The sequence below is a fragment of the Qipengyuania sp. B-5 genome, from assembly GCF_056857815.1.
Genome location: NZ_JBSXNU010000051.1, coordinates 154,908 through 168,856, shown reverse-complemented (window position 1 = coordinate 168,856; position 13,949 = coordinate 154,908). Strand labels below are relative to the sequence as shown.

12 protein-coding genes are annotated in these 13,949 nt (G+C 62.1%); 5 read left to right on the top strand and 7 right to left on the bottom strand.

Going from position 1 to position 13,949, the window contains the following annotated elements; genetic code table 11:
• Positions 1-12 precede the first annotated feature (12 nt).
• From AC13CE_RS11190 to crtY, 4 genes are read right to left on the bottom strand one after another with little or no spacing between them, the layout of a single operon-like run.
• The gene (locus AC13CE_RS11190) at positions 13-594 is read right to left on the bottom strand and encodes an LOG family protein (protein WP_221537872.1); all 582 of its coding nucleotides are present in this window, start codon (positions 592-594) and stop codon (positions 13-15) included.
• Entirely contained in the window at positions 595-1,029 is a 435-nt protein-coding gene (locus tag AC13CE_RS11185; RefSeq protein ID WP_482972432.1) for a hypothetical protein, read from the bottom strand.
• Between the two features lie 7 nt (positions 1,030-1,036).
• A complete protein-coding gene (locus tag AC13CE_RS11180; protein ID WP_482972469.1) occupies positions 1,037-2,536 on the bottom strand; it encodes a phytoene desaturase in 1,500 nt (499 codons plus the stop codon).
• A 50-nt stretch (positions 2,537-2,586) separates the two neighbouring features.
• Entirely contained in the window at positions 2,587-3,774 is a 1,188-nt protein-coding gene (crtY, locus tag AC13CE_RS11175) for a lycopene beta-cyclase CrtY (protein WP_482972431.1), read from the bottom strand.
• 114 nt (positions 3,775-3,888) lie between these two features.
• On the opposite strand from crtY, the gene AC13CE_RS11170 reads away from it, so the two are divergent.
• Entirely contained in the window at positions 3,889-4,770 is an 882-nt protein-coding gene (locus AC13CE_RS11170; RefSeq protein WP_482972430.1) for a MipA/OmpV family protein, read from the top strand.
• A 57-nt stretch (positions 4,771-4,827) separates the two neighbouring features.
• Positions 4,828-5,421 (top strand): DUF2585 domain-containing protein, encoded by a 594-nt coding sequence (locus AC13CE_RS11165; protein ID WP_482972429.1) that lies wholly within the window; start codon positions 4,828-4,830, stop codon positions 5,419-5,421.
• Between the two features lie 40 nt (positions 5,422-5,461).
• Here AC13CE_RS11165 and AC13CE_RS11160 read toward each other — a convergent pair whose 3' ends face one another.
• Positions 5,462-7,519 carry a S9 family peptidase gene (locus AC13CE_RS11160; RefSeq protein WP_482972428.1) on the bottom strand — a complete coding sequence of 686 codons (2,058 nt, stop codon included), beginning with the start codon at positions 7,517-7,519 and terminating at the stop codon, positions 5,462-5,464.
• A gap of 126 nt (positions 7,520-7,645) precedes the next feature.
• Between AC13CE_RS11160 and AC13CE_RS11155 the strand changes: the two genes are divergently transcribed.
• Complete coding sequence (locus tag AC13CE_RS11155) at positions 7,646-8,914, top strand: metal-dependent hydrolase family protein (protein ID WP_482972427.1); 1,269 nt, start codon at positions 7,646-7,648, stop codon at positions 8,912-8,914.
• Positions 8,915-8,944: 30 nt separating this feature from the next.
• Here AC13CE_RS11155 and AC13CE_RS11150 read toward each other — a convergent pair whose 3' ends face one another.
• Positions 8,945-9,673, bottom strand: coding sequence for a hypothetical protein (locus AC13CE_RS11150; RefSeq protein WP_482972426.1), 729 nt, complete (start codon positions 9,671-9,673; stop codon positions 8,945-8,947).
• Between the two features lie 304 nt (positions 9,674-9,977).
• On the opposite strand from AC13CE_RS11150, the gene AC13CE_RS11145 reads away from it, so the two are divergent.
• The gene (locus AC13CE_RS11145) at positions 9,978-11,834 is read left to right on the top strand and encodes a DUF885 domain-containing protein (protein ID WP_482972425.1); all 1,857 of its coding nucleotides are present in this window, start codon (positions 9,978-9,980) and stop codon (positions 11,832-11,834) included.
• 146 nt (positions 11,835-11,980) lie between these two features.
• Positions 11,981-12,130: a hypothetical protein gene (locus tag AC13CE_RS11140; RefSeq protein WP_202391799.1), complete on the top strand. Its 150-nt coding sequence runs from the start codon at positions 11,981-11,983 to the stop codon at positions 12,128-12,130.
• Between the two features lie 81 nt (positions 12,131-12,211).
• On the opposite strand, the gene AC13CE_RS11135 is transcribed toward AC13CE_RS11140, so the two are convergent.
• The gene (locus AC13CE_RS11135; protein WP_221537864.1) at positions 12,212-13,750 is read right to left on the bottom strand and encodes an alanine/glycine:cation symporter family protein; all 1,539 of its coding nucleotides are present in this window, start codon (positions 13,748-13,750) and stop codon (positions 12,212-12,214) included.
• Positions 13,751-13,949: the final 199 nt, after the last annotated feature.

Sequence of the window (13,949 nt, the reverse complement as noted above, 5' to 3'; positions counted from 1 at the left end):
GGCGGGGCTTGTTCAGAGGTCGGACGCTTTCATCTGGAAGATCGGAGTATGTGGCCGATAGCTTTCCATTTTGTCCAGCAACGCGCTTAACGTCTCTTCGGAAAGAATTATCCCCTGATGCGCAGGGCGGACGAAACCGACCTCCGCCATATGGCGGTTGAAGGCGATCAGGTGATCGTAAAAGCCGAAGGCGTTGAGCAGGCCCACCGGCTTGGTGTGATAGCCGAGCTGCGCCCAGCTGACCGCTTCCCACAGCTCGTCCATCGTGCCCACGCCGCCGGGAATGGTGATGAAGCCGTCGGACAGGTCGGTGAATTTCTGCTTGCGTTCATGCATCCCGCCGACGGTGTGCAGCTCGGTGCAATCGTGGTTGGCGACTTCGGAATTGGCCAGCGCGTCGGGAATGACGCCGATGACTTCGCCCCCCGCATCGAGCGCGCCCTTGGCGACCGCGCCCATCAGGCCCAGCCTGCCGCCGCCATAGACGACGCCGATGCCGCGCTCCGCCAGCCCCGCGCCTACATCGCGCGCGAGTTCAAGATAACGCGGATCCCCGGGCGATGCCGAGCCGCAATAAACTGCCAGTCTTTTCATCTAGTCTGTCACTTCAAATTGTATTTGAGAGCCATCGGGCAGATCGTGAATCTGCCTGGCGACGTCACCTGAAAAACGAATGAGCTCGTCCAATGGGAGGATACACACCTCGTCAATGTCGTATCGCCCTTCAACCATTGCATGTGGCTTTAGTGTAAAGACACAGCCCTGTGGAGGGTCACCGAACTTCTGGCGCGCGGCGTCAACAAGTTTGCCCCCAGACCAAAGTTCCTTGGCTTCCTCACCCTTGAGATGAGCCAGCGCATCTTCGCGGGTTCCAAGAGCGATGACCTGCATGCCGTCTGGATCGAGATAAAAGTAGGCATCCTGTGCATCCGATAGCACAAGGTGTCCCATGAGGTTTTGGGCGTGGACCCGGCTCACCGAAAGTCCCAGCCATCCCCAACTTTCGTTTACTGCGTCGATTAAACTCAAGATCGCGTCACTTCACCAGATCTTCAACCATCAGGCCTGCAGTTGCCTTGGCGCTGCCGACCACGCCGGGGATGCCGGCGCCCGGATGCGTCCCTGCCCCGACGAGGTAGAAATTGTCCAGCACGTCGTCGCGATTGTGCCCGCGAAACCAGGCGCTTTGCGTCAGCAGCGGTTCGAGGCTGAAGGCGCTGCCCTGGTGCGCGTTGAGGTCCTGCGCGAAATCGCGCGGGGCATAGTGGAACTTGGTCTTTATCCGGCCATGCAGGCCCGGGATCAGGCGCCGCTCCACCTCGTCGAGAATGCGCTGCTCGAGCACCGGGCCCACCTCTTCCCAATCGACCGACAGCTTGCCCATGTGGGCGACCGGAACCAGCGCATAGAAGGTGCTCATGCCTTCGGGCGCGACGCTGGGATCGGTCACGCTGGGATGGTGGAGATAGACCGAGAAATCCTGCGGCAGAACGCCGTGGTCGTAAATGTCCTCCAGGAGGCCTTTGTAACGCGGGCCGAACAGGATCATGTGGTGCGGGATGCCGGGCCAGGTGCCCTCGATCCCGAAGTGCACCACGAAGAGGCTGGGGGAGAACTTCTTGCGCGCCAGGCTTTTCGCATAGCTGGCGCCGCGCTTGGTCCCGGCCAGCAGGTCGCGGTAGCTGTGCATGATGTCGGCATTGCTGGCGACCGCGTCGAAGCGCTCCTTGTAGCCCGACTGCGTTTCGACCTCGCTGGCATGGTTGCCGAGCGTGTGGATCTGCACCACCGGATCGCCGATGCGCACCGTGCCGCCGATCCGTTCCAGATGCCTAACCATCGCGGCGATCAGGCGGTTCGTGCCGCCCTTGGCCCACCACACGCCGCCATCCTTTTCCAGCTTGTGGATCAGCGCGTAGATGCTGCTGGTCTTCATTGGATTGCCGCCTACGAGCAGTGTGTGGAAGCTCAGCGCCTCGCGCAGCTTTTCGTTTTCGACATAGCTCGCCACCATCGAATAGACGCTGCGCCAGGCCTGTTTCTTCGCCAGCGCGGGGGCGGCCTTGATCATCGACTTGAAGTCGAGGAAGGGCACGTGGCCCAGCTTGACGTAGCCTTCCTCGTAGACGCCTTCGGCATATTCGAGGAAGCGCTGGTAGCCAGCCACATCGCCGGGGTTGAGTTCGGCAATGCCGCGGAAGAGCTGTTCCTCGTCGTTCGAATAGTCGAAATTCGTGCCGTCGGGCCAGTTGAGCCGGTAGAAGGGCATGACCGGCATGATCTCGATATCCTCGGCCATGTCGTGGCCGGTCAGTGCCCAGAGCTCGCGCAGGCAATCGGGATCGGTGATGACGGTGGGGCCGGCATCGAAGGTGAAGCCGTCGCGCTCCCAGTGATAGGCGCGGCCGCCGGGCTTGTCGCGCCCCTCGATGACCGTGGTGGCGATGCCTGCCGATTGCAGGCGGATGGCCAGCGCCAGCCCCCCGAAGCCCGCACCGATCACGCAGGCGGTCTTGCCGGTGGGTTCGGGGATCATGGGGCTTTCGGGCAAATCGGCCGCAAGCGAATGGTGCCGTGTTTCCGCGTTCATGGTCGTTGTCCTTGGACGAGCGGAGCTCCCTTGCCAAGCAGGGCCTTGATGGCTCGCCCTACAGATACGGGAGGTTTGCCGCTGAGGATGCGTATTTTGTCGAGCGTGGTGGACTTGGCCACATAGAAACGGGAGATGAGCGGTTCGGGCAGGCGGTAGAAGCGCTGAAACACGCGGTAACGCTCTGCCGGTTCCGCCGCTTCGAACAGCATCTTGCCCAGCAGGCGGTAGAATGCGGTGCGCCGCCAGTGCGCCTGCGCGCGGGCCTCTACGAATGCAGGTAGCCTGGAGAGATCGCCGCGGGCCGCTTCGGCGATGGCGAGGGCATTCTCGACTGCGATCGGCATGGTGTAGCTGGTGAGCGGGTGCAAGAAGCCGCCCTTGGCCCCGGCGAGAGTAACGCCTGCCCTGGAAAGCGAAGAGCGATAGGCGACAAAATCCCCACCGGTAATTACGGGCAGTACGCCGGTTTCCTCGTGGAGGGTCTCGCCCTGCCAGCCCCGCGCCTGCGCATAGGCGGCGATGCGGCCGCGCAGGAGATCGGTATCGAGATCCGGGCTGTCCGCGTAGTAGGTGTCCTCGACGAAGATCTCGGTGGCGCTCAGCGGCAGGAGGTAGACGAACCGATAGGCACCCGGCTGCTCTACGGTCGCGTCCATGATGACCGGGCGGTTCACGCCGTGCGGCGCTGCGGTGCGCAGGTGCTGGCCGAGAAAGACCTGCCAGCCCCCGGTCAGGTGTTCGCTGGGGCCTGCATCGCGGCAATCGATGACGGCACTGGCGGCGATCCTTTCGCCGCTGGCCAGCGTAACGCCCTGCGTATCGATTCCCTGCGCGCGGCAGCCTGTGTGGATTGCACTCTGCGGCAAATGCCTGCGCAGCCCCGCGTCGAAATCACGGCTGTCCAGCGAGCGATAGTTGCTGGAGAGGCGGCGGGAATGGGCAGGAAAGCGGACTTCGTTGCCGCCGGTCCATTCCATCTTTTCGAACGGGCCCAGAAGCGCGGTGCCGGCGGGCCCCAGATCCTCCTCGAACCAGCTCCAGCGGTGATTGCCGCCATAGCTTGCACCCGCCTCGAACAGGCCGAGCGATCGCTGCGGCGCGGCGCGGTGGATCGCCAATGCGATCAGCCCGCCTGCAAGTCCGCCGCCGATAATGGCTATGTCGAGTTTATCCGGCTGCATCGCCGATGGGCTTAGGGAGAGGGGGCAAGGGCGGCAATGACCTTTCAGCTTCGCTCAGGAACGTTGGTGTCGCCAGTCCGTTGCTAACCAAAGGTAAAATGAGGTAAAATCTGCATGATCCGTTTCGCGTCTGCCGTCGCAGCCACTATCGCCTGCGCGCTTGCCGCGCCTGCATTCGCCCAGCAGGCGGACGCCGAAGATTCGCTGCCCGCAGCGCCGCCCGAAACCGTATTCGACGGCGATTATATAAGCGTGGGTGTGGGTGTGGGCTATAACGCCAGCTATTCCGGCAGCGACGATTACAACGTCAATATCCTGCCGATCGTGCAGGGATCCCTTGGCGGGATCGACATCAACCCGCGCCCGGCGGGGCTCGCAATAGACTTCATTCCCGACGCGGACGAGGGCATTTCTTTTTCTGCCGGTCCGATGGTCCGCCTGCGCAGCGACCGCATCGATGCAGATGACATCAACGACGATGTGGTCGCCGCCTATGGCGAGCTGGACCGTGCAGTCGAACTCGGCGGTTCGGTGGGCGTCAAGTTCCCGCAGCTGCTCAACCCCTTCGACAGCCTGAGCCTCAGCCTCGACGCCACCTGGGACGTGGCGGGCGCGCATGATGGCCGGGTCCTCAGCCCTTCGGTCACCTATTTCACGCCGCTCAGCCGCGCGACTGCAGCCTCGCTGTCGCTCAGCACCAGCTTCATCGACGATAATTTCGCCGATTACTATTACTCGGTCCCGCCCACCAATGCGCTGCTTCCCGATGGGCAAGAGCTACCCGGCTTCCAGGCCGAGGGCGGGATGCAAAGCTACGGGATCAACCTGTTGCTGGCGCATGACCTCAGCGGCGACGTTACCGACGGAGGCCTCTCGGTTATCGGTATCGGCGGCTGGTCGAAACTGGTCGGCGATGCGGCAGACACACCGTTCACCAGCATTCGCGGTGACGATGATCAGTATTTCGTCGCGCTCGGCGTTGGCTACACTTTCTAGCGGATAGTTTCGGCCGCAAGCTTGTGAGGTCGCACGCGGCAACGCAAGCTTTGCGGCATGACCGCCAACTCGCTCAGCCCGCACCGCGCGGCCATTGTCGCCGCCCTCCTTCTGTCGCTCGTCACTCTGGCGGTCCTCTTTGCGATGGACCGCCCGCCGATCTGCGAATGCGGCTATGTCAGCCTGTGGTATGGAGACATCAATTCCTCGGGCAACAGCCAGCACCTGTCGGACTGGTACACGCCGAGCCATATCATCCATGGCATGCTGTTCTACGGCCTCGGCTGGCTGTTGTTTTCCAAGTTTGGTCTTGGCGGCAAGTCGGCCGGGAAATGGAGCTTCACGCTCGCAATCGCGCTCGAGGCGGCCTGGGAGATCATCGAGAATACGCCCATGGTAATCGACCGATACCGTTCGGTTACGGTCAACTGGGGCTATTCGGGTGACAGCATCATCAATTCGATGGCGGATCTCGGTTGGATGAGCCTGGGTTTCTGGCTTGCTCTCAAACTGCCCGTAAGGGTCACTGTCGCGCTGGCAGTGATCATGGAAATTGTCGTGGCCCTGGTGGTCCGGGACAATCTCACGCTCAACGTGATCATGCTGATCTGGCCGTTCGAGGCGATCCGCGAATGGCAGGCGCTGGGCTGAACTGAAAAGGGCGGCCCGCAGGCCGCCCTCTTCGTTTTGGTCAGTCTTCCGAAGTGCCTGCCCCGGTCGTGCCTTCGGGAAGGTCCGGCCGGCTGTCGGGCAATTCCGCATCGCGGTCGCCCGTTTTCAGGTAAGTGTCGAACCAGCGCATCATGCGCAAATTGTAATCGTAACGCGCGGCGGCCTTGCTGTTGCCATGGCCTTCGCCCGGATAGAGTACGAGGCGCACCGGCACATCGGGCTTGCGCACCTTCATCGAGCGATAGAGCTCGTAGCTCTGGCTCGGTGCAACGCGGGTGTCTTCTGCCCCGTGCATGATGAGCAGCGGCGTATTGGCCTTGTCGACGTGGTAGATCGGGCTCACCTCGAGCATCGCCTGCCAGTCGTCCCAGGGCCATTTGCGCGAGTGGACGTTGTACATTTCATAGGGGATGTCGGTAGTGCCGAACTTGGAAACCTGGTTCGAGATGCCGACGAACATGACACCGGCCGCGAATTCGTCGCTAAGTGCGGTCGCGCCCCAGCCGGTGGCATAGCCGCCATAGGAGCCGCCGGTGATGCCCGTGCGATCGGGATCGGCGATGCCTTCCGACACCAGTGCCCGCTTGGCATCGACCAGATCGGTGAATTCCGGATCGGTGTAATTGCCGGTGTGCTGTTTGGAGAATGCCGTGCCGTAACCGGTCGACCCGCGATAGTTCGGCAGGAAGACCGCATAGCCCTGTCCTGCGGCGACCTGGCCGGGCTTGGAATAGGCGGTCTGCCAGCCGTTGCTGTCATGCGCTTCGGGGCCGCCATGGACGTTGAGGATCAGCGGCGCGCCGCCGCGCGGCACTCCGCCGACCGGCTCGATCAAGACGCCTTCGACTTCCTGACCGTCTCGCGCCGTGTAGCGGAAGGTGCGCTGTTCGCCGAAATCGATTTCGGACAGCCACGGGTTGTGCTGCGTCCAGCGACTGAAGCTGCCATTGTTCCATACGAAGAGTTCGGTCGGGTGGCGCGGGCTGTTTGCCTGGACGGCCAGCGTATTGCCGCCCGCCTCGACACTGGTGAGGATCAGGGCGCCGCCGTCATGTTCCTCGGCTACGGTGCCATCGGAATTGTAGATCCGTAGTGCGCTCTGCGCTCCCTTGTGGATCACTGCCGCCAGGCGGCCATCGGCGAGCCATTCGGCATCCACTGCCGCTTCGGGCGCTCCGGCATTGAGCGCACGGTAGCTGCCGCTGGCGACGTCGACGAGATGCAGGGTGGTGTCGGCGGGATCGTTGATATCGACGCCCGCGATCATGGAAAGCTGGCTTCCATCGGGAGAAACCTCGATATCGCCCAGCTTGCCGGGCGTTTCGACCACGCGGAGCACCTGTCCGCTGGCAAGATCGATCACATGCGCGCGCTTCGAGGTATAGGCATCGTCGATCTGCGGCGTGGGCGCGCTGTCGACCACGGCGGTCTGCCCTCCCGGCGCGATCTTGAACGCGCTGACGTAGCCAGGAATAGAGACGGCCTGCGGATCGGCGTCCACTTCGGTGCCGACGCTGGCCGAGAACAGGCGGTTTAGCTGTGCCTCTTCCTCATAGACGATGGCGTTGAAACCGGCCTTGCTTTCCTTCTCGCGCGCTTTGTCCTTTTCGGCAGAAGCGAGCATCCAGATGCGCGATCCGTCGGGTGCCCAGGCGTAGGAGCGAACGCTCGAATCCTTCACTGCCGCGAGCTTCCGCTGCGCGCCGCCGTCGACCGGAATTCCCCAGACTGCGCGATCTTCGTCCTCATCGGCCCAGACGAAGCTGACCATGCGGCCATCGGGCGAGAAGGACACGCCCGAAACGCTCATGTCTTCGGGCAGGAAGTCGCGCGCGTTCATCGGCGCATAGGCCATCTTCAGCTGCTGCTGCGTGCTGCCGTTCTCTTCGCCTTCGGTAATGTCGGGCAGGCTGGCCGTGGTGTAGGCGATGCGGCTGCCATCGGGCGAGACCGCGATGGTGCCGACATTTTCGAGCTTGGCGACATCTTCGGGCGTCATCGGGCGAGCCTGCGCCGTGGCGGACAGCGAGACACCGGCAAGTAGCGTGGCGGCGATGGCGATGGGACGAATGGTCATGGGCGATCCTCTGTTGGTTCGATTATTGCGCGCTTTCATAGCGTTCATGTCGCAAAGGGCAAACCGGGGCTTGTGGGCGGCAGGCCGAGCGGGCATCACCGCGCGCAATTCAGGAGGAGAGACTTGATGCGCAAACCGACCGCCGCCCTTGCCGCGATTATGTGTGCCGCCAGCCCGCTGCTTGCGGAAACGACCGTCATTCATGCCGATGGCGTGATTGTGGACGCCGATTCCCCGCCGATGGGCCGTGCGACCGTGACCGTGACCGACGGACGCATCGTGAGCGTTGAAGAAGGCTGGGCCGACGTGCCCGAAGGCGCGCAGATGGTGCATCTGGAAGGCAAGACGCTGGTCCCCGGTCTTGTCGATCTCCATGTCCATCTCACCGGCGATCCGGGCGGCGATTTCTGGCGCGGCGCGGTCGAACCTGACGAGTGGGGTGTGGTCGTCGGGGCCAAGAATGCGGAAAGGACGCTCAAGGCCGGTTTCACCACGGTGCGCGAAGCAGGCAGTTCGCAGCACACGGCGTTCTCTCTGCGGCGCGGGACCGAGGAAGGCTTGATCCAGGGGCCGCGTATCATCGCCGCTGGTCCGCCACTGGCGATCGTCGGAGGGCATGGAGACGTCTCGGGCTTCCTGCCGGAAGTGAACGAGTTGCTTTCGAGCGGTTATACCTGCACCGGCGCGGTCGAATGCGCGGAGAAGGTTCGCCGCGCCAGCCAGAACGGGGCGGACACGATCAAGATCACCGCCACGGGCGGTGTCCTCAGCCAGCAGGGCCGCGGGCTTGAGGCGCATTTCAGCGATCCCGAGATGGAGAGCATCGTGGAGACCGCGAAATCGCTGGGACTCGACGTCATGGCCCATGCGCATGGCGCGCGCGGGATCGAAGCCGCTGCGCGTGCAGGCATCGACACCATAGAACACGGAACCTATCTCGACGAGGCGGCAGCGAAGGCCATGCGCGAGAACGGTACAATACTGATCCCCACGCTGATGGCGTTCAAGGGCGTGACCGAGGGGCTGGGCAAGGGCATCTACACGCCCGTGGTCGAGGAAAAGATACGCGCCGTCGCCGAAACCGCGCAGGTCTTCATGGGCAAGGCCCATCGCTGGAATGTGCCGATTGCCTTCGGCACCGATGCGGGCGTGTTCGAGCATGGTCGCAATGCGGAAGAATTCGCGCTGATGGTCGGGCAGGGCATGAGCCCCCAGGAAGCACTGGCAAGCGCCACCACCATGGCGGCCAAGGTACTGCACATGGAAGCCGAGATCGGCCGCATCGCGCCGGGCTATTCGGCAGACATTATAGCGGTCGAAGGCAATCCGCTGGACGATGTAACCGTGCTGGAGGATGTCGACTGGGTAATGGTGCGCGGGCGCGTGGCGGAATGATGTAAGAGGGAGAGCCTCGGGGGAGCTCGTTCAATCGGCTTCGGCAAAGCGGCTCCAGCTGGCCGGAACCGATCGATCTGCAGAATTGCGAATGGCGATCGCGCGCTGCATCGTCGCTCTTGACCCTGCGATACCCTCCGCCCGTTGGAGAATTGCAAGGTTCGCAAGGCTGTCCGCGTCGTCGGGATCGTGCTTTACCACGTTTTCCAGTCGTCGGATCGCTTTGATCCTATCATTCTCGGAGAGAGCAAGCGCGACGAGAGTGCGTCTGGCCGAGCGCGCCTCACCGGGATTGAGGCCCCCATTGGCCAAGAGGGCGATCAATCCCTCCTCTCGTAGCTCAACAGCTCTGGATTGATGGGCAGCAGCATAAAGCTTCTCGCTCGCCACATGCCTTTCACGCGCGGAATTCTCGGATGAATACGCAATGCTACGATACATCGTGAGGGCGCCATCCATGTCACCCGCAGCTAATAGATCATCTCCGGTAGCGAGCGTGCATATGACGACTTTCCCCAAAGCGGGATCTTCGGAGACGCAATCCTTTTTCTTAATACCTCGCACACTGCTGTGCGGCGACATGCCGGATTGCGGGCCCAAACCTCTCGTGCCGACACTCGAGGCGATCCCGCTGTTAGCGAAGATGTTTTTCTGCGGAAGGCGTGAACCCGCAGTCACTACCCGTTCGGCAACGTTGGGATTGGCGATTACGACGATGGGAGGGTCCGGCAGGCCTTCCGCATCCTGCTCGTCCGACATCTCCTGCGCTGCAACCGGAAATGAAGCCGAAAGCCAAATTCCCAAAAGAGCCGGGAGAAGAGGTTGTCGCATTGGAATCCCTCGCAATAATGCCTGGACTCCGGCACCCTACGTCGACATCAGAACCGGGTCCAGTATTTGACCCGCGGACGGCAGCGAACGTGTAATTACTGCCAGAATCTTGATTTCCAACAATCAGGAATCGCTGTTTGTCGGACGGCATGGCGTTACTGTCGGGCGACAATTTCAATTACACCGGATATTGATCAGCTTGCTCAAAACAATGTCCAAGTGGGGTACTTGAATGAAACTTGTGAATATCGCGCTGGCTGGCGCATCCGCATTGTCGCTTGCGGCCTGTGCAACCACGCCGGGCGAAACCGTTTCGGTCTCTCAGACTGGCGAGAACGAACTCTCCGGCACGATGGAACTCGCCGACGCGGGCGAAGCGGCGGAGCACGAAAAGCTCTTCGCCCTGTTTGCCGAGGCGGACGAACGCAGCCTTAAGCTGAACCCCATAAGCGCGCTGTTCCGCGGTGACATGCGCTATGCGGACAGGCTGGGCGACTTCCTGACCGACGAATATAACGACGCCAGCCGCGCCGATGCGCAGCTCAATCTCGCCAAGCTCGCGGAAATCGACCGCGCTGCGCTCTCTCCTACCGACCAGCTGGCCTATGATGTCTTCGAGTATGATCAGGAAGAAACGCTGAAGGGCCTGACGCCCGAAATTCTCGCAGTCACCGAGGTGCGGCCGGTGAACCATTTCTCCGGCTTCCACACCTTCTATCCCAGTTTCGCCAGCGGGCAGAGCGCGGCACCGTTCGAAACTATCGAGGATTACGAAAACAACCTGAAGCGCCACGAAGAATATGTGGAGCTGTCCGACCGCGCGATCGCCAAGTTCCGCGAAGGTATGAAGACCGGCGTGCTGGAGACCAAGCTGACCATCGGCAATGTCATCAGCCAGCTCGATACGCAGCTGGCCATGGATATCGAGGAATCGCCCTTCTGGATGCCGGTCACCAACTTTCCGGACGATTTCAACGCCGCGGACAAGGCGCGCCTGACCGAGGAATACCGCGTCGCGATCGCCGATATTTATGCCGTACACGCCCGGATGCGCGATTTCCTGCGTGACGAGTATTATGCTGCCGCGCGCGACAGCGTGGGGCTGGGCCAGATGAAGGGCGGTCCGATGCTCTATCGCCAGCTTATCGAGAGCACGACCACGCTGCCGCTGACCGCCGATTACCTCCACAATCTCGGACTCGGCGAAGTGACCCGGATCAAGGAGGGTATGGAGCAGATCAAGGCCGAAGTCGGCTTCGAAGGGACGCTCAACGAGTTCTTCGATCATGTCCGCACCGATCCGCAATTCAAGCCGGAGAGCCGCGAAGCGCTGACGCAGGCCTATTACGATATCGGCAAGGAGGTCGATGCGAAGATCGGCGAATATTTCTCGCTCGTTCCCGAGACTCCGCTGCTGATCAAGCCGTACGAGGAATATCGCGAGAAGTTCGAGGCGGGGGGATCCTATCAATCCGGTTCGCCCGATGGCGAGCGTCCCGGCACGTTCTATTTCAACGCCTATGACCTGCCGAGCCGCCTCACGACCGGCAATGTCACGCTCTACCTCCACGAAGGGGCGCCAGGGCACCATTTCCAGATCAGCCTTGCGCAGGAGAACGAGGACCTGCCCAGCTTCATGCGCTTCGGCGGCAAGACCGCCTATATCGAAGGCTGGGCGCTCTATGCCGAGACGCTGGGGTACGAGATGGGCTTCTTCGAAGACCCGTGGAACCGGTACGGGACGCTGCAGGACGAACAGCTCCGCGCCATGCGCCTGGTGGTCGATACCGGCCTGCATTCCAAGGGCTGGACCCGCCAGCAGGCGATCGACTTCATGCTGGAAAACAGCGGGATGACCGAGACGGAAGTGGTGGCCGAGGTCGAGCGTTACATCGCCATCCCTTCGCAGGCGCTCGCCTATAAGGTCGGAGCACTGAAGATCCAGGAATTGCGCCAGCGTGCGGAAGAGCGGCTTGGCGACAATTTCGACATTCGCGAATTTCACGCACAGGTGCTGAACACCGGCGCGCTGCCCCTGCCGGTGCTGGAAGCGAAAATCGATAACTGGATTGCCAGCGGCGGAAGTTGACCGGTTGGCGTCCAGAGCGATCAGACGGTCAAGTTGCCAATTAGTCACAGATTCCGGGTCATTCGGGGAGTTGAGCGGGAACCCGCCTCCAGGCCCGGCAGTTTGAGAGGCGGACGCAGGGAAAAGATTTCATGGAGGAGTAAACCATGTCGAGCTTGTCCTATCGCAGCAGCAGCCCCGATCGGTGGGTGAAGCCCAAGGCCTATAGCGACGCCAGTCTTCGCTATCAGCAACATGGGAAGATCCTGCCGATGGAAGAGCCGGGCTTTTTCGCCCGTCTGTTCGGCGCTCGCTGATAAAGGCTCAGTATTGAAAGAAAGGGGCCGGGAGAGCGATCTCCCGGCCCCTTTTTTGCGTCTCCAGCAGGAGCGGAAGGATCAATATTCTTCCGGTTCCTCCGGCGTTTCGGCCGTGTGCGTCGGGCCGGCTGTGCGGTCGCCCCGGGCCAACTTGAAGACCACGCCGCTCAGCAGTGCCAGCGCCAGCAGGTTCGGCAGGGCCATGGCGGCATTCGAGATATCTCCAAGGCGCCAGACCAGCTGGCTCGGCTGCGTCGCTCCGATGAAGATCGCGATGCACCAGATGACGCGCCAGGCGATGTGCAGCTTCTTTTCGCCGCCGCGGGTCGAACCCGGCACCCGGTCGTAAAGGAAGGTGATCGCGCGTTCGCCGTAATAGCTCCAGGTCAGGAGCGTGGTGAAGACGAACAGGATAAGCGCGACACTGGCGATCAGTGTTCCCAGCGGGATGCTCCCGATCTCGAAGGGGAAAGCCGCGGCAAAGGCACCGCTCGTGGTCACGAAGCCGGATGCGGCAGTCGTCCCGAGATCAGACTGCCATACATGGTCGACCGCCTGCCCCTGATAGGTGAAGTCGCCCTGAACCGTCAGGATGACGAGAGCCGTCATGGTGCAGATCACGATCGTATCGATGAACGTGCCGAGCATCGCCATGCGGCCTTGCTGTTCGGGATCGTTGGTCTGCGCCACGGCATGGGCGATCGGGGTCGAACCCTGGCCGCTTTCGTTGGAGAACAGACCGCGTGCCACACCCGCACGGATCGCCAGGATGATGGCAGCACCGGCGAAACCGCCGCTTGCGCTCTGGACATTGAAGGCCCCGTCGAAAATGCGCCCGAAGGTCTCGGGCAAGTCGCCGAAGTTCAGGATCAGGGCGATAATGGCCATAACGATATAGGCTGCGGCCATGAATGGCACGATGCTTTCCGCCACACGGCCGATCGACTTGATGCCACCGATGATGACGATGAACACCGCGATCGCCACGATGAGTCCGCCCAGCCAACGCTCGAAACCGAACAACTCGTTGAGCCCGCTGGCGACCTCGTTCGCCTGGATCGAATTGCCGGTCACCAGCGCGCTGAACAGCGTGCCGAGACAGAACAGGATGGCAAGCCAGGTGTATTTCGGACCCAGGCCCATCATGATGTAGCTCATCGGGCCGCCGCGATAGACGCCGTCACTGGTCTTCTCGCGATAGCGAATGGCCAGCGAACCTTCGGCGAAGCCCAGAGCCATGCCGAACAGGGCGGTCACCCACATCCAGAATATTGCACCCGGGCCGCCGAGTGCGATGGCGGTGGCGACACCGGCCAGATTGCCCGTCCCCACCTGGCCGGAAAGCGCGGTCGACAGCGCGGCGAAAGGCGAAATTTCACCCGCGCCCGCACTCTTGCGGCCGCGGAACAGTCCGGCGAAGGCGCTGCCCAGCTTGACGATCGGATAGAAGCGCAGGCCGATCATGATCCACAGGCCCACGCCCAGCAGGATCAAAGCCAGCGGGGGGAAAGGGATCACGGCAACGCCGTCCCAGGTACCGCCCCAGATAAAATCGGAAATATTGGTGACCGGTTCGATCATCCTTTCGCCGAAACTCGGCGGTGTGGCATTTGCCATTCTGGTATTCCCCTCATGCGTCCCGATATTCGGTGAAGCGTGCAGGCTAGCCATGCGGGAGCCGCTTGAAAAGCCGGAACTGCGCGGCCCTCCACGGCTTGCGTTTTTGTTTCGCGCGGCCTAAGTGCGTCCGCGTCTTCCGACATCGATGAAGGAAAAGCCCCTCCCGACCTTGTATCGGGGCGGCGAAACCCCCATC